The 19585-nt window shown below is 70.4% G+C and carries 19 protein-coding genes; 9 read left to right on the top strand and 10 right to left on the bottom strand.

Going from position 1 to position 19585, the window contains the following annotated elements; all coding sequences use genetic code 11:
* The first annotated feature begins 152 nt into the window (after positions 1 to 152).
* Both OG408_RS32080 and OG408_RS32075 read left to right on the top strand, forming a co-directional pair.
* Entirely contained in the window at positions 153 to 464 is a 312-nt protein-coding gene (locus OG408_RS32080; protein ID WP_266784500.1) for an SH3 domain-containing protein, read from the top strand.
* 172 nt (positions 465 to 636) lie between these two features.
* Positions 637 to 1500 carry a chitosanase gene (locus OG408_RS32075; protein WP_266784498.1) on the top strand — a complete coding sequence of 288 codons (864 nt, stop codon included), beginning with the start codon at positions 637 to 639 and terminating at the stop codon, positions 1498 to 1500.
* 84 nt (positions 1501 to 1584) lie between these two features.
* On the opposite strand, the gene OG408_RS32070 is transcribed toward OG408_RS32075, so the two are convergent.
* From OG408_RS32070 to OG408_RS32025, 10 genes are all read right to left on the bottom strand, one after another.
* Positions 1585 to 3033 (bottom strand): nucleobase:cation symporter-2 family protein, encoded by a 1449-nt coding sequence (locus OG408_RS32070; protein ID WP_266784497.1) that lies wholly within the window; start codon positions 3031 to 3033, stop codon positions 1585 to 1587.
* Positions 3034 to 3260: 227 nt separating this feature from the next.
* The gene (locus tag OG408_RS32065; protein WP_266784496.1) at positions 3261 to 4658 is read right to left on the bottom strand and encodes an 8-oxoguanine deaminase; all 1398 of its coding nucleotides are present in this window, start codon (positions 4656 to 4658) and stop codon (positions 3261 to 3263) included.
* 42 nt (positions 4659 to 4700) lie between these two features.
* Entirely contained in the window at positions 4701 to 6098 is a 1398-nt protein-coding gene (locus OG408_RS32060; protein WP_326673338.1) for a nucleobase:cation symporter-2 family protein, read from the bottom strand.
* A gap of 67 nt (positions 6099 to 6165) precedes the next feature.
* Entirely contained in the window at positions 6166 to 7089 is a 924-nt protein-coding gene (pucL, locus tag OG408_RS32055; protein ID WP_266784493.1) for a factor-independent urate hydroxylase, read from the bottom strand.
* A gap of 7 nt (positions 7090 to 7096) precedes the next feature.
* Positions 7097 to 7489, bottom strand: a complete 393-nt coding sequence (gene uraH / locus OG408_RS32050) for a hydroxyisourate hydrolase (RefSeq protein WP_326673337.1) — start codon at positions 7487 to 7489, stop codon at positions 7097 to 7099.
* A 29-nt stretch (positions 7490 to 7518) separates the two neighbouring features.
* Positions 7519 to 8028: a 2-oxo-4-hydroxy-4-carboxy-5-ureidoimidazoline decarboxylase gene (uraD, locus tag OG408_RS32045; RefSeq protein ID WP_266784489.1), complete on the bottom strand. Its 510-nt coding sequence runs from the start codon at positions 8026 to 8028 to the stop codon at positions 7519 to 7521.
* A gap of 176 nt (positions 8029 to 8204) precedes the next feature.
* A complete protein-coding gene (locus tag OG408_RS32040; RefSeq protein WP_266784487.1) occupies positions 8205 to 8582 on the bottom strand; it encodes a helix-turn-helix domain-containing protein in 378 nt (125 codons plus the stop codon).
* Positions 8579 to 8830, bottom strand: coding sequence for a hypothetical protein (locus OG408_RS32035; protein ID WP_266784485.1), 252 nt, complete (start codon positions 8828 to 8830; stop codon positions 8579 to 8581). Before OG408_RS32035 ends, OG408_RS32040 begins: the two co-directional genes overlap by 4 nt.
* Positions 8831 to 8902: 72 nt before the next feature.
* On the bottom strand, positions 8903 to 10075 hold the full coding sequence (locus tag OG408_RS32030; RefSeq protein ID WP_326673336.1) for a lactonase family protein: 1173 nt from the start codon (positions 10073 to 10075) through the stop codon (positions 8903 to 8905).
* A 155-nt stretch (positions 10076 to 10230) separates the two neighbouring features.
* Complete coding sequence (locus OG408_RS32025; RefSeq protein ID WP_266784481.1) at positions 10231 to 11070, bottom strand: GntR family transcriptional regulator; 840 nt, start codon at positions 11068 to 11070, stop codon at positions 10231 to 10233.
* A gap of 258 nt (positions 11071 to 11328) precedes the next feature.
* Between OG408_RS32025 and OG408_RS32020 the strand changes: the two genes are divergently transcribed.
* The 7 genes from OG408_RS32020 (at position 11329) to OG408_RS31990 (ending at position 19521) form a co-directional block, all read left to right on the top strand.
* Entirely contained in the window at positions 11329 to 12597 is a 1269-nt protein-coding gene (locus OG408_RS32020; RefSeq protein WP_266784479.1) for an extracellular solute-binding protein, read from the top strand.
* A 41-nt stretch (positions 12598 to 12638) separates the two neighbouring features.
* Positions 12639 to 13619, top strand: coding sequence for a carbohydrate ABC transporter permease (locus tag OG408_RS32015; protein ID WP_285565819.1), 981 nt, complete (start codon positions 12639 to 12641; stop codon positions 13617 to 13619).
* Positions 13619 to 14458, top strand: a complete 840-nt coding sequence (locus OG408_RS32010; protein ID WP_266784475.1) for a carbohydrate ABC transporter permease — start codon at positions 13619 to 13621, stop codon at positions 14456 to 14458. The genes OG408_RS32015 and OG408_RS32010 overlap by 1 nt, the downstream gene beginning before the upstream one ends.
* Before the next feature lie 30 nt (positions 14459 to 14488).
* Positions 14489 to 16081, top strand: coding sequence for a beta-N-acetylhexosaminidase (locus OG408_RS32005; protein WP_285565822.1), 1593 nt, complete (start codon positions 14489 to 14491; stop codon positions 16079 to 16081).
* Between the two features lie 40 nt (positions 16082 to 16121).
* Positions 16122 to 17564, top strand: a complete 1443-nt coding sequence (locus OG408_RS32000) for a cellulose binding domain-containing protein (protein WP_326673335.1) — start codon at positions 16122 to 16124, stop codon at positions 17562 to 17564.
* A 170-nt stretch (positions 17565 to 17734) separates the two neighbouring features.
* A complete protein-coding gene (locus OG408_RS31995) occupies positions 17735 to 18577 on the top strand; it encodes a TIM barrel protein (protein ID WP_326673334.1) in 843 nt (280 codons plus the stop codon).
* Between the two features lie 44 nt (positions 18578 to 18621).
* Entirely contained in the window at positions 18622 to 19521 is a 900-nt protein-coding gene (locus tag OG408_RS31990) for a 2-hydroxy-3-oxopropionate reductase (RefSeq protein WP_266784467.1), read from the top strand.
* The last annotated feature ends 64 nt before the right edge of the window (positions 19522 to 19585 follow it).

The following is a 19585-nucleotide window of genomic DNA, read 5'->3' as shown; positions in this document are numbered from 1 at the left end:
ACGCCCGGGTGCGCCGGTGCGCACCGCATGTGACCTGCGCTTTCACTCCCGCGTGACAGCGGGTTCCCGGCCGTGTCCCGAGGCTCTGCCGGTCCGTTGAGGCGGACGGACGGCCCGCACGTCGCGGGCCGGATTACCGAGGAGCACGCGACATGATCAAGAAGATTCTGCTGGCCGCCGCCATGCTGACCGCAGGTCTCGGCCTGGCCGTCTCGCCCGCCGCCCAGGCCGCCCCGGGCACGGTCGCCGCGCACCGTGTCGAGGCGGCCCCGGCCCTGGTCTGCACGGTCAACGACAACGGGGTCAACTTCCGTGGCGGGCCGGGCACGGACTACCCGGTGCTGGGCCAGGTGAACCGGGGCCAGAACCTCGACGCACGCGGCCAGGAGGGCAGTTGGGTGATGGGTGACCTGTGGGGCGGCCCCACCGGCGTCTGGATCCACGTGGCCTACCTGGACTGCTGAACCGGCCGCACCACGGCCCCGCACCGAGCGCCCCGGCGCCCGGTGCGGGGCCTTCGCGATTCCCGGCCGCGGCCAACTCGCATGCGTCACAGGGGTGTACGACATTCGTTCGACTCTGATAGGAAAGCTTCCTAACAGAACCATCGGAACGACGAACTCCCTTGGAGGACTGGTGCACGCTCCCCACAAGCGCACCGCACGTCGCAACACCCGATCCGTGCGCGTCGCCCTCGTCGCGCTCGGTCTGACCATCACGGCGATACCGGCCACGGCCTTCGCCGGTACCGCGCCCGCCCCCACGGCGGTCCATCAGCAGGAGGCAGCCGCGAGCGGGCTCGACGATCCGGCGAAGAAGGACATCGCCATGCAACTGGTCTCCAGCGCGGAGAACTCCTCGCTGGACTGGAAGGCGCAGTACGGATACATCGAGGACATAGGTGACGGCCGCGGCTACACGGCGGGCATCATCGGCTTCTGCTCCGGCACCGGCGACATGCTCGACCTGGTGGAGCTGTACACCCAGCGGGAGCCGGGCAATCCGCTCGCGGAGTACCTGCCCGCCCTGCGCGAGGTGGACGGCACCGACTCGCACGACGGCCTCGACCCGGGCTTCAGCGAGGCCTGGGAGACGGCGGCCGGCGATCCGGCGTTCCAGCAGGCGCAGAACGACGAGCGCGACCGGGTGTACTTCGACCCGGCGGTCGGCCGGGGCAAGAGCGACGGACTGGGCACACTCGGCCAGTTCGCGTACTACGACGCCATCGTGATGCACGGCGACGGCGGCGACAGCACGAGCTTCGGATCCATCCGGCAGCGGGCCCTCGCGCAGGCGAAGCCGCCGGCCCAGGGCGGCGACGAGGTCACCTACCTCAACGCCTTCCTGGACGCGCGGGTCTGGGCGATGAAGCAGGAGGAGGCCCACTCCGACACCAGCCGGGTGGACACCGCCCAGCGGGTCTTCCTGAACGAGGGCAATCTGAACCTGGATCCGCCGCTCGACTGGAAGGTCTACGGCGACAGCTTCCACATCGGCTGACGCCCTCCGGGCCGGACACGGCTGTGGCGCGTACGGCCGCCCTCGCGGGCGGAGCCGTACGCGCCACAGTGCTGTGACGGAGTGTCAGTGTGCGCCCACAGCAGCGGCCTTGACCGGTTCACCGGTCTCCGGCTCCGCATCCACACCGGTGTCGGGGTCCGGCTTGCGGCCCAGGTGGTTGAAGGCCAGGTTGAGGACGATCGCCACGACGCATCCGGTGGAGATCCCGGAGTCCAGGACCACGAGCAGGTCCTTGGGGAACGCGTGGTAGAACTCCGGCGCGGCGATCGGGATGAGGCCGATGCCGACCGCGGCGGCCACGATCAGCGCGTTCTCGCCCTTCTCCAGGGCCGCGCTCGCCAGCGTCTGGATGCCGCTCGCGGCGACCGAGCCGAAGAGCACGATGCCCGCGCCGCCGAGCACCGGCAGCGGAACCAGCGCGATGACCGAGGCGGCCACCGGGCACAGGCCGAGCAGGATGAGGATGCCGCCGCCCGCGGCGACGACGAAGCGGCTGCGCACCTTGGTCATCGCGACCAGCCCGATGTTCTGGGCGAAGGCGCTGCACATGAAGCCGTTGAACAGCGGGCTGATCGCGCTGCCCAGGGTGTCGGCGCGCAGTCCGCCCTCGATGGTCCGCTCGTCGGCCGGCCGGTCGACGATCTTGCCGAGGGCCAGCATGTCCGCGGTCGACTCGGTCATGCAGACCAGCATCACGATGCACATCGAGACGATGGCGGCGATCTCGAACTGCGGCGCCCCGAAGTGGAACGGGGTGGGGAAGCCGACCACGTCGGCGTCCTTGATGGCGCCGAAGTCGGTGATGCCGACCGGGATCGCGATGAGTGTGCCGACGACGAGTCCGAGCAGGATCGCGATCTGCTGGAGGAAGCCGCGCAGGAGTTTGCGCAGCGCGAGGACGATCACCAGGGTGACCGCCGCCATCGTGATGTTGGTGGTCGAACCGTAGTCGTCCGCCGTGGCGTTGCCGCCCTGGGACCAGTTGAAGGCCACCGGCAGCAGGGAGACACCGATCAGCGTGATGACCGTGCCGGTGACGACGGGCGGGAAGAAGCGGACCAGTTTGCAGAAGTAGGGGGCGAGGACGAAGCCGAGGAGGCTCGCGACGATGATCGCGCCGAAGATGACGGCGATGCCGTCGTGTCCGCGGTCCTTGCCGATGGCCACCATGGGCGTCACACCGGCGAACGAGACGCCGTTGACGAAGGGCAGCCTGGCGCCTATTCGCCAGAACCCGAGGGTCTGGAGCAGGGTGGCTATCCCCGCGGTGAACAGACTCGCCCCCATGAGGAAGGCGGTCTCCTTGGGGGTGAGTCCCACAGCGGGACCCACGATCATGGGCGGGGCCACCACGCCCGCGTACATCGCGGCCACGTGCTGGAGGCCGCTGGTGAACATCTTCAGTGGGGGGAGGGTCTCGTCGACCGGATGGCTCCGGTCGGACGGGGCCGGCTCGGTGCCGGGGTCGGGTGCTGCGACTGCGTCATTGCGAAACCTGGGCGTAGCTGCCACGGCGGTTCCTCCGGTCGGGTACACATCTGCGGTGACGTGGGTGTCATGGAGGTGGTGCGTTGGTTCAGGTCGTGCAGCTGGTGCGGGCAGCTCGGTTCGCCGGTGCGGGAGGCACGTACGCAGAGGTACGCGCTTCCCGCACCGGTTGCCGTGGACCCCGCTCGGGTCCACGGCGGCCGGTCGAGGGCCGTCCCCCTCGGCCGGCCGGTATCGGGGGGTGCCGGGCGTCAGGCCCCGGCGGCGATCTGCGCGAGGCGGCGGGCCTCGTCGCGGGTGGCGCGGGCGATGGCGTCCTCGTCCACGGTGATCAGGCGGCTGGACTCGACGACGGGCTTGCCGTTGACGAGCGAGAGGGTGACGGGGGCGGCGGCGCCGAAGACCAGGGCGGTCACCGGGTCGGCGATGGAGGCGTGGGCGAGGGTGTCCAGCTTCCAGAGCACGAGGTCGGCGAGCTTGCCCGGCTCCAGGGAGCCGATCTGGTCCGCGCGGCCGAGTACCTGGGCGCCGCCGTACGTACCCAGGCGCAGGGCCTGACGGGCGTTCAGGGCGCGTTCGCGGTGCGGGCCGAGGCGGTTGATGAGGAGGGCGTTGCGCAGTTCGGTGTGGAGTTCGCCGGACTCGTTGGACGCGGTGCCGTCGACGCCGAGACCGACCGGGACGCCGGCGGCGAGCATGTCCGGGACCCGGGCGATGCCGGCGGCGAGGCGGGCGTTGGAGGACGGGCAGTGCGCGACACCGGTTCCGGTGCGGGCGAAGGCGGCGATGTCGGAGTCGTTCATGTGGACGCAGTGCGCCATCCACACGTCGTCACCGAGCCAGCCGGTCGACTCGAAGTAGTCGGTCGGGCCCATGCCGAACAGCTCGTGGCAGAACTTCTCCTCCTCCACGGTCTCCGAGCCGTGGGTGTGCAGCCGCACTCCGCGCCGGCGCGCCAGCTCGGCGCCCTGCCGCATCAGTTCGGTGGACACGGAGAAGGGGGAGCAGGGCGCGACGGCGATCTGGGTCATCGCGTCGAAGGAGGCGTCGTGGTGCGCGTCGATGGTCGCCTCGGTGGCGGCGAGGGCGCCTTCGAGGGTCTCCACGGCGAAGTCCGGGGGCAGCCCGCCGTCCTTCTCGCTGCGGTCCATGGAGCCGCGGGCGAGGGTGAACCGTACGCCCATGTCGGCGGCGGCGCCGATGATGGCGCCGGACAGGTCGCCGGAGCCCTGCGGGAAGACGTAGTGGTGGTCCATGGCGGTGGTGACTCCGCCGCGGGCCAGCATGGCGAGCGAGCCCTGTGCGGCGGCACGGGCCATCGGCTCGTCGATGCGCGCCCAGGTCGGGTACAGCGCGACCAGCCACTCGAAGAGGTTGTGGTCCGTGGCCAGGCCGCGGGTGATCCACTGGTAGAAGTGGTGGTGCGTGTTGATCAGACCGGGCGTGACGAGGTGCCCGGTGCCGTCGATCCGGCGTACGACGTTGTCCAGACCCTCCGGTGCCCGGCCGGCGCCGACGGACTCGATGCGGTTGCCCGCGACGACGACGTGACCCGAGGCGTACTCGGTGTCGTCGGCGTCGACGGTCGCGATCGAACAGTTCTCGATGACGATGCGTTCCACTCGGTCGTGCGCTGCCGGTGCTGCCATGGTGCTTCCTTCTCTCATCTGCGATGTGGGCACGGCAGGACCCTAGGAGGATTTGAGTGCCACGGCCGTGCGGCCGTGGGTGCCGAGATGGTGGAAGAACAGGTTGAGCAGGACCGCGACGAGCGCTCCGGCACTGATGCCGGAGCCCAGGACGGTCTGGGCCCAGGACGGGAATCCCGCGTAGAAGCCGGGCGCGGCGAGCGGGATGATGCCCGCGCCGAGCGCCACGGCGACCAGGATGATGTTGGAGCTGTCGTCGAGCCCGGCCTCGGAGAGCGTACGGATGCCGCTGACCGCGATCGAGCCGAACAGGACGATGCCGGCGCCGCCGAGCACGGGCATCGGGACGAGCGAGACGACCGCGCCGAGGACCGGGAAGACGCCGAGGATGATCAGGGCGCCGCCCGCGGCGGCGACGACGTACCGGCTGCGGACCTTCGTCAGCGAGACCACGCCGACGTTCTGTGCGAAGGCGCTGGTGGGGAATCCGCCGAAGACCGGTCCGATGAGGGTCGCGATGCCGTCGGTGCGCAGTCCGCGGGTGATGGTCCGGCCGTCCGTGCGCCGGTCGCAGATCTCGCCGAGCGCGAGCATGCCGGCTGACGACTCGGTCATCAGGACGAGCATCACGATGCAGAGCGAGAGGATCGCGGCGGGCTGGAACTCCGGGGCACCGAAGGCGAAGGGGGCGGGGAGCGCGGCGACGGGCGCGGAGCGCAGGGCGGAGAAGTCGGCGAGCCCGAACGGGACAGCGGCCAGCGTGCCGACCAACAGGCCGATGAGCAGTGCCACTTGCCTGAGGAAGCCGCGTCCGAAGCGCTGGACGGTCAGAATGACGGCCAGGGTGAAGGCGGCCAGCGCCAGGTACTTCATCGCACCGAAGTCGGCTGCCGTCCGGTCACCGCCCTGCGCCCAGGAGACCGGGACCGGCATCAGGGTGACGCCGATGAGGGTGATGACGACGCCGGTGACGAGCGGCGGGAAGAAGCGCAGCAGCCGGCCGAAGAACGGTCCGACGGCCAGGCAGAACACTCCGGCGACGAGCACCGCCCCGTAGATCGCGGGCAGTTGGTGGCCGGGGGCGCTGGTCTCGGCGATGGCGAGCATGGGGGCGATGCCCGCGGACGAGGCGGCGTTGACGAACGGCAGCCGGTTGCCGGCGAAGCCGCCGATCCCGAGGGTCTGGAGGATGGTGGCACAGCCGGCGATCAGCAGGCTTGCCGCGATCAGGCGGGTCATGCCGGCCTGGTCGAGGCCTACGGCCTGCCCGATGATGAGCGGAGGGGTGACGACCCCCGCGTACATGGCGGCGATGTGCTGGAGCGCGGCGGGCAGGAGCCGCGAAGGGGCGAGCTTCTCGTCCACCGGATGGACCGAACCGGCCGGCGGGGTGGAACAGGGGCCTTCTGCTTCTGCCGGCCCGAGTGCAGGCTGTGCCATGGAAGTTCCCTCCGGTCCGGCCGGCCCCCGTCCGCTGTGGACGGACGGGAACCGGCGCGGCGCCGCGTCAGAGGTTGGTCATGTCGACCGGGATCTGCGGCTCGATGCCGTCGCGCAGTACGGTGGCCTCGATGAGCCCGTACGGACGGTCGGCCGCGAAGTAGACCTCGTTGTCGTTCTTGAGGCCGAACGGCTCCAGGTCCACCAGGAAGTGGTGGTTGTTCGGGAGCGAGAAGCGGATCTCGTCGATCTCGCTGCGGCTGTTGATGACCCGCGAACCCATCTGGTAGAGGGTCTGCTGGAGCGAGAGCGAGTACGTCTCGGCGAAGGCCTGGAGGATGTGCTTCTTGGCCTGCTCGTACGACTTCTCCCAGTTGGGCATCCGGTCGTCGTCGCTGGTCCAGTTGTAGCGCCAGGCGGCGGCGACGTCGGTGCACAGGATGCGGTCGTACGCCTCCTTGAGCGTCGTGTACTTGTCCTTGACGTAGCCCCAGAACTCCGAGTTGGTGGAGTTCATGACCGTGAGGTCCTTCAGGCCGGAGATGATCTCCCACTTCTCACCGTCGTAGGTGATCTGCGTGGTGCGCAGTTCCTGGCCCTTGCGGGCGAAGGAGTGGTTGACCTCGTCCGATCCGATGAACCTGGAGCTGTTGTCCGAGGTCGCGATGCGCTCCCAGGAGTACTCCTGGATGCGGATGCGGGCGACCTTGATCGGCTCCTGCGTCGTCACGAAGTGGCGGGCGAGGTGGATGCCGAACTGCTCGGCGGACTCGATGCCGTACTCCTTGGCGAACGCGAACACCGTGTTCTTGGTGGTGTCCGTGGGCAGGACGTTCGCGTTGGAGCCGGAGTAGTGGACGTCGTCCATGTCGCCGGAGAGCGCGACCGAGACGTTCAGGTCCTTGATGTGGTGGGTGTCGCCGTCCCGCGTGATCTTGACGACGCGGTTCTCTGCTTTGCCGTACTGGTTCTGGCCGAGAATCGTGGGCATGTGTCTGCTAGCTCCCTCGGTATACGGAGTAGCCGAACGGGTTGAGCAGCAGCGGTACGTGATAGTGCTCGCCCGGGGTGACGGCGAACGTGATCGTCACCTCGGGGAAAAACGCACCGCTGTCCCTTACGCGGGGGGCGTCCTGCTGCGCCTCGGCTTGCTTCTTGGCTGTGAAGTACTGCTCGGTCTCGAAGTCGAGCCGTACGTGGGTGGTGCCTTCCGGCAGGGCCGGCAGGTCCTTGCAGCGCCCGTCCGCATCGGTCACGGATCCGCCGAGCGTCACCCACGGCGCGTCGCCGCCGGAGCGGGCGGCGAGCGAGATGGCGACGGCTGCGGCGGGGCGGCCGATGCTGGTGTCCAGGATGTGGGTGGACACCGATGCGGTGGCGAAGGTGCTCAAGACCTTCACTCTCCTTCTGTGACGAGTTCTTACGAGTCGTCCGTGACGAGACGGGTGAGACGGATGCGGTTGATCTTGCCCAGTTCGGTGCGCACGATGGCGCGCTCCTGCTCGGGCGTGTTCCCGGTCCGGGACTTCACCGCGTCGCGCATCTGTTCACCGGTGGCACCGGTGGCGCAGATCAGGAAGACGTGTCCGAACCGCTCCTGGTAGGCCAGGTTGAGTTCGAGCATCTCGGCCTTGAGCTCCTCGGTGGCGCCGGCCATCCCCCGCTGTTCGCGGGAGGAGGTCGGGTCCCCGGGCTTCGGGCGGCCGATCGGCGGGTGACCGGCCATCGCTTCGGCCAGGTCCTGCGCGTCGAGCGCCGCCGTGGCGGTGTCGCTCGCGGAGAACAGGGCGTCCGCGGTGGCGTACGGGCGACGGGAGAGGATCGCTCTTCCCCAGGCCGCACTGGCACAGACCTCGTGCAGCGCGGTGGCCGCCTCGTCGTCCGCCAGGGTGTTGAACCGGGCGAGGCCCGGCGTGGAGCTCGAAGTCACGGGAGCCTCCGTGGCTGTTTTTCGCTGTGCGTTGGTCGGGCTGCGGATAGCTAACGCCCTCCACAACACCACGTCAACACTTTGTTGAAATTCCGTTCATGTAAAAAGCCGTCGCCCGGTGATCCGGACGACGGCTCGCACGTTCATGTGCCGTTTACATCTACCCATGGGTCCAACTACTCGCCCTTGGCGCCGTTTTCCCTGTTCAGGTAGTTGTAGACGGTGAACCGGCTGACCCCCAGGGCCCCCGCCACCGTCTCGACGCCGTGCCGCACCGAGAAGGCACCGCGTGCCTCCAGCAGCCGCACCGCCTCCTGTTTGGCCTTGCGGTCCAGCTCGGCGAGCGGTTTGCCGTGCCGGCGCTCCATCGCGGCCAGGATGTGGTCCAGCGAGTCCGAGAGCTGCGGCAGACGGACCGCTATGACGTCCTCGCCCTCCCAGGCCAGGACGACGTCGTCGGCCTGCGCCTGGTCGGGTCCGAGCAGCTCGGCGCCCATGGCGTCGACGAGCGGCTTGACGGCGGTGACCAGCGGGTGGTCCGCGGGAGCGGTCACTTCGGGTCCTCCCCGATGACGTTGACCTGGAGCGAGACCCGGGTGGCACCGGATGCCAGGGCCTTGCGCAGCAGGGAGTCCACCGCGGTGAGCACCTCGTCGGCCCCGCCCTCCGCCGTGTTGCCGAAGGGGCCGACGTCGACCGCGTCCAGTTCCGCGGACTGGATGACCTCGCGGGCCACGACCGCGTGGGCCGGTGCCTCGTCGAGATCGAAGGGCTCGGTGGTGAACTCCACTCTCAGGCGCACTGTCTCTCCCTCATGCTCGCACCGCGTCCGGGGCGACCCGCGGCTCGGGCACGACCCTAACCCGCGCGCGCTCTACAGCGGCAGCACGCAGACCGCCGCCGGGGCGGCGAAGGGGGTCCCGGCCGCGCTCAGGGCGCCGGTCTCCGCGTCGGCCCGGAAGACCGTGACGGTCCCGGACCGCTGGTTGGCGGCGAAGAGCAGCGAGCCGTCCGGGGAGAAGGCGGTGTGCCGGGGGAAGTCACCGCCGACCGGCACGGTGTCCAGCAGCCGCAGCGCGGCCCCGCCGTCCTCGACGGCGTACCGGGTGAGGCTGTTGTGCCCCCGGTTGGCCAGGTAGGCGAAGCGGCCGTCCCCGGTGACCAGGAGCTGGGCGGGGTAGCTGGTGCCCTCGCCGGTCCCGGTGGACTGCGGGGTGCCGGGGGTCAGGACGCCGGTGGCGGGGTCGTAACCGCAGACGACGACGGTGTTGTCGAGCTCGCAGGCGAGGTAGGCGTGGCGGCCGTCCGGATGGAAGGTGAGGTGGCGCGGGCCCGCACCGGGGCGCAGTGCGGCGTACGAGAGCTGCTCCAGGGTGCCGCGGTCCTCGTCGAGCCGGTACGTGTACACCGTGTCGTTGCCCAGGTCGACGGCGAGGACGTGTCCGCCGCCGGGGGCGGTGATGATCTGGTGGGCGTGCGGGCCGTCCTGGCCCGGTCCGGGAGCGGGCGCGGTGTGGGCGACCAGGTCCGTTCGCTCCCCCACCGAACCGTCGGCGGCCAGGGGGTGCACGGCGACGCTGCCGGAGGTGTAGTTGGCGCTGAGCAGCCACTGTCCGCCCGGGTGGACCGAGAGGTGGCAGGGACCGGCGCCCCCGGTGGACCGTGTCCCCAGCACCCGGAAGGTGCCGTCGTCGGCGAGCGCGACGGCCGTGACCCCGCCGTCGCTCTGCTCGTCGACCGCGTACAGCGTGCTGCCGGTGGGGTGCAGCGCGAGGTACGAGGGGTTCTCGACGCCGGTGACGACCGTGCGGGCGGTGATGCTCCCCGCCACCGGGTCGTACGCGGCGACGCCGATGCCGGTGCCGCCCGGACTGGTCGAGGTGTACGTGCCCAGGAAGAGCGTCCCGGTCCGGAGCGCCCCGTGGGTCCCGGGGTGCGGCGCCGGGGCGGCGCGGCGTCCGGCCCGGGGCAGGCCGGGGGCGGCGGCGAGCGCGCCGCCCGCCAGGAGGGCGCCGAGGACGGTGCGGCGGCTGGTGGGGGTGGTCATGCGAGGCACCTCGTGGGGTCGGTGACGTCGGATGTGTCAGCCACAGTGGCCTTCCCCGATGACCCGCGCAAGAGACGCACCGGCCATTGCGCAGGGCGCAACGGCGGCGAAGCGCTGCGCGGGGCGGGTTCCGTGCGGGGCCGCGGCACCGGCGGTCAGCCGCCGGACTGGATGTCGCCGCGGGTGGAGGAGGTGATCGGGTCCCGGTGGGCGAAGTCCCCGGGCGGGATGCCGGGGTGGTGGCCGCCCTCGACGGGCTCCACGGCGGCAGCCGGACCGAGGGCCAGCCGGGAGACGATCCGGTAGCGGTCGCCGCGGTAGAGCGAGTGCACGTACTCCACGGGACAGCCGGTGGTGTCCGAGGTCAGCCGCTCGAAGAGCAGGGCCGGGGAGAGCTCCGGGACGTCGAGCAGGCGGGCCTCGGCGCGGGTCACGACGGTGGGCTCGATCGCCTGGACCGCCTCGTGGACGTGGACGTCGTGGCGCTCGCGCAGATGCTCGTACAGGTCACCGCTCTCCAGCTCCTGGGCCGACAGGCCGGGCACCAGCTCGGCCCTGATGTGCAGGTGCTCGATGGCCATCGGGGCGCCGTCGACGAGCCGCAGCCGGGCGACGTACACGATCTCCGCCGCCGGTGACATGCGCAGCTTGCGGCCGACCCGGGCGCCGGCCTGGAGGGTGGTGAACTCCAGCAGCCGGCTCGACCAGGCCCCCGCCGCCTGCGGGACCGACAGGGCGAGGTCGGCCGAGACCAGCTCCTGGGTGATCTTCGCGGGTGCGACGAACATGCCGCGGCCGTGCTCGCGCACCAGGAGGCCCGCGGCCACCAGCTCGTCGATCGCGGCGCGCAGCGTGGGCCGGGAGACGCCGAGGGTGGCGCACAGGGCGCGCTCCGACGGGATGGCGTCACCCGGGCGGCGCGACTCGATCAGCTCCAGTACGGCGTCGCGGGCCCGTTCCCGTTTGAGCACCGTCCCCGATGCGTCGGCGTCCATGCGCTGCCCCTCCCGACCTTTCCCTGACTTACCAGTTGAGCAACCAGTGGAACCAACTCGGCTACTGGTCAAGGGAAGTGTAACCGCACTCCAGACAAACATCCCGGTCCACATTTCCGTGAGATCACTAAAACCCGTAATCACCAAGGGGGTTGACGGCCTCATTGGTCTATGCCACCTTCATCCACCATCAAGAGGTGAGCTGTCCAGTGGGCTTCACTGGTCAGGTGGTCAGGTCCTGTCTCCCAGAGGTGAACCGTGAAGTACCGCTTGCTTGCCGGTGGGTCCGCGCTCGTGATGGCCGCCGTTCTCAGTGCTTGCAGCTCCTCCCCCGACTCGGCCGGCACGTCCGGCGACGGGCGGACGGACATCGACGTGTGGCTGATGCGCGACAGCGTCTCCGCCGAGTTCCAGAAGGAGTTCGTGAAGGGCTTCGAGGCCGCCCACCCCAAGATCGGGGTCCGGGTGCAGATCCAGGAGTGGGACGGCATCGGCGAGAAGATCACCGCCGCGCTGGCCAGCAACGACGCCCCGGACGTGATCGAGAGCGGCAACACCCAGGTCGCCCAGTTCGCACAGAGCGGCGGCCTGCTCGACCTCAGCGACAAGGTCGACGAGCTGAACGGCAAGGACTGGCTGAAGGGCCTCGCCGAGCCGGGGGCGTACGAGGGGAAGCAGTACGGCATCCCGTACTACGCGGCCAACCGTGTCGTCATCTACCGCACCGACCTGTTCAAGAAGGCGGGGGTCGACGCGTCCGCGATCAAGACGCGCGACCAGTGGATCGAGGCCACCGGCAAGCTCAACAAGGGGGGCACGCAGGGCATCTACCTGCCCGGGCAGATGTGGTACGCGCTGGCCGGCTTCGTCTGGGACGAGGGCGGCGACCTCGCCACCGAGTCGGGCGGGAAGTGGAAGGGCGCGCTGGACACCCCGGAGGCACTGCGCGGGCTGGAGTTCTACGGAAAGCTCCAGGCGCTCGGCAAGGGGCCGAAGGACTCCGACGAGGACTCCCCTCCCCAGGCCGACGTGATGGCCCAGGGGAAGGTGGCCCAGGTGATCTCCACCCCGGGCGGCGCCAACGTCGTCATGGAGAAGAACCCGGAGCTGAAGGGGAAGCTCGGCTTCTTCGCGATCCCGGGCAAGAGCGCGGACACCCCGGGCGCCGTCTTCACCGGCGGCTCCGACCTGGTCATCCCCACCGCGTCCGGCAAGCAGGAGGCGGCACTGACCTTCATCAAGGAGCTCACCGGTGACGCCTGGCAGAAGAAGCTGGCCGTGGCCATGAGCTACGTACCGAACCGGACGTCGCTCGCCTCTGCGGTGGCGGGCGATCCGGGGGCGGCCGCGATGGCGGTCGGCGCGGCGAACGGGCACGCGACGCCCAACACGCCCGGCTGGGCGGCCGTCGAGGCGGAGAACCCGATCAAGGACTACATGGCGGCCGTCCTGACCGGCGGCGACCCGGCGAAGGAGGCCGCCAAGGCCTCCGCCGACATCACCCGGGCCATGAACACCACGTCCTGATCCCTCCGTCCATCCGCCCGAACACCGAGAGGAGGCGTGCCGTGTCGGTCATCCGGGAACGGACCGCACCCCCCAGCCGCCTGCGCCGCCCGGCGGCCGGCACGCCGGCACCGCCGCGCCGGCGGCGGTCCGGGGAGCCGCGCGGCCTGTGGCCGTACGTCCTGATCGCACCCGCAGTCGGCGGGATGATCTACCTGCTGCTCTACCCGCTCCTGCGGGCCGTGCTCATCTCGCTCCAGGACTTCAGGCTGCGCCAGCTGATCGTGGGCGACGCGGAGTTCGTCGGACTGCGCAACTACCGGACGCTGCTGTCCGACCCGCGGTTCTGGGAGGTGGTGCGGCGCACCTTCCTGTTCATGGCGGTCAACGTGGTCCTGATCATGGTGATCGCCACCCTGGTCGCGCTGATGACCGAGCGGCTGGGCCGGTTCGGCCGCGCGGCGGTGCTCAGTTCGCTGGTGCTGGCGTGGGCGATGCCGGTGGTCGCGGCCACCACGGTCTTCCAGTGGCTGTTCCACTCCGAGTTCGGCATCGTCAACCGGCTGCTGACCGAGGCGGGCTTCTCCTCCTTCGACCGCTACCCGTGGTTCGCGCACGGCACCGCGGCCTTCTCGATCCTGGTCCTGCTGATCGTCTGGCAGTCGGTGCCGTTCGCGGCGATCACGCTCTACTCGGCGCTCACCACGGTCCCGGCGGAGCTCTACGAGTCGGCTCGGCTGGACGGGGCGTCCGGCTCCCGGATCTTCCGCTCCGTCACCTTCCCGATGCTCCGGCCGATCTTCCTGCTGGTGTTCTCGCTCGAAGTGATCTGGACGTTCAAGGCGTTCGTCCAGATCTGGGTGATGACCCGCGGGGGCCCGGGCGACGCCACGACGATCCTGCCGGTGTACGCGGTGCAGAAGGCGCTCGCCGGGCAGCGCTACGACCTGGGCTCGGCCGCCTCGATGCTCACCGTGGTCCTGATGTCCGGGGTCCTCGTCCTCTACTTCCGCCAGATGTTCCGACAGGAGGACGAGTCCTGATGACCCTGCTGCGCCCGAGAGCCCGGCGGCTCCCGCTGAACGCCGCCGCCGTACTGACCGTCCTGGTCTGTCTGTTCCCCGTCTACTGGATGATCTCGACCGCGTTCAAACCGTCGCGGGACATCCAGTCCGCCGACCCGAAGCTCTTCCCGCACACCTGGACGCTCGACCACTTCCGCACGGCCGTGCAGGCCGACGGCTTCGAACTGTTCTGGCGCAACAGCATCCTGGTGACGCTCAGCTCGATCCTGCTGGCCCTGCTCGTCGCCATCGGCTCCGCCTACGCGGTGGCCCGGATGCGCTGGAAGGGGCGCCGGCAGTTCATGCTCATGGTCTTCGTCGCGCAGATGGCGCCCTGGGAGTCGCTGATCATCCCGATCTACATCATCTCCCGCGACACGGACATGCTCGACCGGCTGCCGACGCTCACGCTCGTCTACTTCATGGTCACGCTGCCGTTCTCGATCGTGGTGCTGCGCGGCTTCATCGCCACCATCCCGCCGGAGCTGGAGGAGGCCGCGCAGGTCGACGGCTGCACCAGGACCGGTGCCTTCCGGCGGGTGGCGCTGCCGCTGCTCGCACCGGGGCTGATGGCGACCTCGCTGTTCGGCTTCATCACCGCCTGGAACGAGTTCGCGTACGCCAACTTCCTGATCATCAAGCACCAGGACAGCCGCACGCTGCCGGTCTGGCTGTCGTCGTTCCAGAACACCTTCGGCACCGACTGGGGCGCCACCATGGCCGCCTCGACCCTCTTCGCCCTGCCCGCGCTGGTCGTCTTCCTGCTGCTCCAGCGCCATGTCACCTCCGGCTTCGCGGCCGGCGCCGTCAAGGGCTGACCGCCCGAGATCCGAACCCGGAGGCTCCTCGTGCCCGCATCACGCCCCGAACAGTCCCTCGTCCCCCGCCCCCGCAAGGTCTCGGCCCGCCCCGGCCGGTTCACCCTCGACCAGGACACCTCGGTGCGGGCCTATCCCGGAGCGGAGGGCGCCGCCGACCTGCTGCGCACCCTGCTCGCACCCGCCACGGGCCTGCCCCTGGCCCTCTCCGCCGAAGGCCGCATCGTGCTGGCCCTCGACCCGCAGCTGGGCGGCCTCGGCGAGGAGGGGTACGGGCTGACCATCGGCCCGGACGCCCTGCTGCTGCGGGCCGCGCGGCTGCCGGGCCTGCTCAGGGGCGTCCAGACGATCCGTCAGCTGCTGCCCGCGGAGGCCCTTTCGGGCACGGCGCAGCGGGCCGCGCCCTGGATGCTGCCCTGTGTCGAGATCAGCGACGTGCCCGCGTACCCGTGGCGCGGCTCGATGCTGGATGTCGCCCGGCACTTCCAGCCGGTGTCGTACCTGCGCCGGTACGTGGACCTGATGGCGCTGCACAAACTCAACACGCTCCACCTCCACCTCACGGACGACCAGGGATGGCGGATGCCCGTCGCCGCCTATCCCCGGCTGACCGGGATCGGCGGTCATCGCCGGCAGTCGATGTCCGGCCCGCCCGGGCGCGGCGACGAGACCTATGACGGGATCGCGCACTCGGGGGCGTACACCCGGCAGGAACTGCGGGACCTGGTCCGGTACGCGGCGGCGCGCGGGGTGCGGGTGATGCCGGAGATCGAGATGCCGGGCCATGTGCGGGCGGCCCTGGCCGCCCACCCCGAGCTGGGCAACGATCCGTCGCGGCGGCTGGACGTGTGGACCCGCTGGGGTGTCTGCGACACCGTGTTCGGCGTCCACGAGGAGGTCTTCGACTTCTGCCGGACGGTGCTGGAGGAGGTCATGGACGTCTTCCCGTCCCCGTACATCCACATCGGCGGCGAGGAGTGCCCGACCACCGAGTGGGAGACGAGCCCGGCGGCGCTGGCGCGGGCCGCGGCCGAGGGGCTGCCCGACGCCCGGGCACTGCACGGCTGGTTCATGGGCCGGATCGGGTCGTTCCTCGCCGAGCAGGGCAGGCGTCCGGTCGGCTGGGCCGAGACGGGCACCGAACTGCCTCCCGAATTCACGGTGATGACCTGGCGCGACCCGGCCCACGCGCTCGCCGCCGCCCGCCGCGGCCACCAGGTGGTCACCGCGCACCACCGGGCCACGTACCTCGACTACGCCCAGTCCGCCGATCCCGGCGAACCGGCCGCGCAGCCGGGACCGCCCGTCGGTCTGCGGGCCGTCCACGGCAACCGGCCGGTACCGGACGGCTGGGAGGCGGCGGACGCGGGCCGGGTGCTGGGCACCCAGGCCCAGCTGTGGACCGAGTACGCGAGCACGCCGGAGCAGATCGAGTACCTGACGTATCCGCGGCTGTGCGCCCTCGCTGACCGTGCCTGGTCGGGCGGGCGCAGCGACTGGCCCGGCTTCCTGAGCCGCCTCGGCCGGCACACGGCACGGCTCGACGCCCTCGGCGTCGGCTACCGCCCCCTGAACCCGCGGTCGCTCCAGACCGCTGCCCCAGGAACAGCGCCACCTCGGTAGGAACCACTCCCCCACGACCGTTCCGGAGAGGAACAGGTTCATGAAGTCGATCACGAAGACCCGGATCCGTGCGGCGGCCTCGGCCGCTGCCACCCTGGCACTGGGCTGTACGGCACTGGCCGCCGTCCCGTCATCGGCGAGCGCCGCCGACGGACCGCTCGCCGTGCAGTACCGCACCAGTGCGTCCGGGGCCACGGCCGACCAGAGCGAGCCCTGGCTGAAGGTGCGCAACACGGGCAGCGCGGCCGTGCAGCTCAGTGCCGTCAAGGTCCGCTACTACTTCAAGGGCGAGGCGGCGGGCGATGCCTACCGGTTCGCCTGCTCCTGGGCGGTGAAGGGCTGCGGGAACATCACCGGGACGTTCGGCACGCTCGCCTCCCCGACCGCCACCGCCGACCGCTATCTGGAGATCGGCTTCACGGCCGGCGCGGGATCGCTCGCACCGGGGGCCGACACCGGAGACATGCAGCTGCGCTTCTACCGGTCGAGCTGGCAGACGCTGCTGCAGAGCGACGACTACTCCTTCGACGCGGGCCGGACGGCGTACGGAGACTGGTCGAAGGTGACCGCGCAGCTCGGCGGCGCCACGGTCTGGGGCCGGGCCCCGGAGGGCAATGACCCGACCGACCCCACGGATCCGACCGATCCGACGGATCCGACCGATCCGCCGGAGGGCGCGCCCACGCTCTTCGACGACTTCAACTACAGCGGGCACACCGACCCGCAGATCGCCGCGCACGGCTGGAGCGTCCGCTCGAACTCCGGCGGACCGGGGGTGCCCGGCGCCACCTGGGCACCGGAGAACGTGACGTTCGCCGCCCAGAGCGGGAACTCGGTGATGAACCTGGAGACGTCGACCGCGGGCAGCGGTGAGTCGACGAAGCAGACCGAGATCCTGACCCAGTCGATGAAGTTCCGCAACGGCACCTATGCGGCCCGGGTGAAGTTCAACGACGCGCCGGTCTCCGGCCCCGACGGCGACCACCTCGTCCAGACGTTCTTCACCATCAACGACCTCAAGGCGCCGATGGCGGACGACTACGCGGAGTACGACTTCGAGTACCTGCCGAACGGCGGCTGGGGCGAGAGCGGCAACATCCTCTACACGACCTCGTGGGAGACCTACCGGCCCGACCCCTGGGAGGCGGTCAACGCGCACACCGAGTCCCGGCAGAGCTACGCGGGCTGGCACGACCTGGTCGTGACGATCGACGGCAGCGCGATCACCTACTACATCGACGGTCAGCTGTTCGGCACCCACGGGGCGGCGTATCTGCCGGAGCGGGGCACGTCGATCAACTTCAACCAGTGGCTGATCGACCTGGCCGGCCAGACGAGCACGACGCCGCGCTCGTACGACCAGCAGGTGGACTACGTCCTGCACGTGAAGGACCAGGTTCTCACCCCGGCGCAGGTCAGCGCCAAGGTGAGCGCGTTCCGCACGGCGGGGACGACGTTCCAGGACACGGTTCCTGCCGGGTGAGCCGGTAGCGGTACGGCGGGCGGGGCGGAGGGCGATGGCCCTCCGCCCCGCCTTCGTCATGTCCGGGGTCCGATTTCCGGGCACCCCCTTGACATCGCCCCCACCCTCCGGGCAATCTTCCGTTAAGCAGAAACTAACTTCCGCAATACGGAAGGAGCGCCGAAACCCTCATGGGCTACCCGGACCAGCGCTTCGATGTGAACCTTTCGATCCTCTTCACGGAACTCCCGCTCCTGGAGCGACCCGCGGCAGCCGCCGCGGCGGGCTTCACGGCGGTCGAGCTGTGGTGGCCATGGATCGAGACCCCCACCCCTCCGCAGGCCGAACTCGACGCGCTGAAGAAGGCGCTCGACGACGCGGGCACCCAGTTGGTGGGGCTGAACTTCTACGCCGGACAGCTGCCCGGCCCCGACCGCGGCGCGCTCTCCGTGCCCGGCACGGAGTCGGACCGCTTCCGGGCCAACATCGAGGTGGCGGCCGGCTTCGCCGCCTCGGTCGGCTGCAGGGCGCTCAACGCGCTCTACGGCAACCGGGTCGACGGTGCCGACCCCGCCGAGCAGGACGCACTCGCCCTGGAGAACCTGGTCACCGCCGCCCACGCGGCCGACCGGATCGGGGCGGTCCTGCTGATCGAGACCCTGAACGCGCCGGAGTCCCCGCGCTACCCGCTGGTGAGCGCACCGGCCGGGATCGAGGTCGTCGACCGGATCAACGCGGCGACGGGCCTCGGCAACGCGAAGTTCCTGCTGGACCTGTACCACCTGTCGATGAACGGCGAGGACCTCAGCCAGGTCATCGGCGCCTACGCCGACAGGACCGGTCACGTCCAGATCGCGGACAACCCGGGCCGCGGCGCACCCGGCACCGGCTCGCTCCCGCTGGAGCAGCTCCTCGACGAGCTGACGAAGGCCGGTTACGACGGCTGGGTCGGCCTGGAGTACAAGCCGGGCGACCGGCCGAGCGCCGAGTCCTTCGAGTGGCTCCCGGCCACCGCACGGGCCGCCCGCCGGTAGCGGCGGACCGTCACTCGCACACACGTTTATCGGAAGGCACCCTCATGAGCAACAACCTCCCCAAGGTTGCGTGGATCGGGCTCGGCATCATGGGTTCGCCCATGTCCGAGAACCTGATCAAGGCCGGTTACGACGTCACCGGTTACACCCTGGAGCAGGACAAGGTCGACCGGCTGGCCGCGGCCGGCGGCACCGGCGCCTCCTCGATCGCCGAAGCGGTCAAGGACGCGGACGTGGTCATCACGATGGTGCCCGCCTCCCCGCAGGTCGAGGCGATCGCGTACGGCTCCGAGGGCATCCTGGAGAACGCGAAGCGCGGCGCGCTGCTGATCGACATGTCCTCGATCACCCCGCAGACCTCCGTGGACCTCGCGAAGAACGCCGCCGAGAAGGGCATCCGCGTCCTGGACGCCCCCGTGTCCGGCGGTGAGGCGGGCGCCATCGAGGCCGTGCTGTCGATCATGGTCGGTGGCGAGCGGGCCGACTTCGACGCCGCCAAGCCGGTGCTCGACGCGCTGGGCAAGACCATCGTGCTCTGCGGTCCGCACGGCTCGGGCCAGACGGTGAAGGCGGCCAACCAGCTGATCGTCGCCGTCAACATCCAGGCCTGCGCCGAGGCCGTCGTCTTCCTGGAGAAGTCCGGGGTGGACCTCGCCGCCGCGCTCGACGTCCTCAACGGCGGACTGGCCGGCTCGACCGTGCTGACCCGCAAGAAGGACAACTTCCTGAACCGGAACTTCGCTCCCGGCTTCCGGATCGATCTGCACCACAAGGACATGGGCATCGTCACGGACGCCGCCCGCAACGTCGGTGCCGCACTGCCCGTCGGCGGTGTCGTCGCCCAGCTCGTCGCCTCGCTGCGCGCCCAGGGCGACGGCGGCCTGGACCACTCGGCGCTGCTGCGCTCGGTCGAGCGTCTCTCCGGTCAGCCCGTCCAGGACTGACCGACGCGGCCGGGCCCCGTCCAGGGCCCGGCCGGCACCACCCCGCCGGGTGCGTATCCCCCGG

It is taken from the genome of Streptomyces sp. NBC_01257 (assembly GCF_035917255.1).
GTDB lineage: Bacteria > Actinomycetota > Actinomycetes > Streptomycetales > Streptomycetaceae > Streptomyces.
Note: the sequence above shows the minus strand (reverse complement) of the source record. Positions and strands in the feature narration are given on the sequence as shown.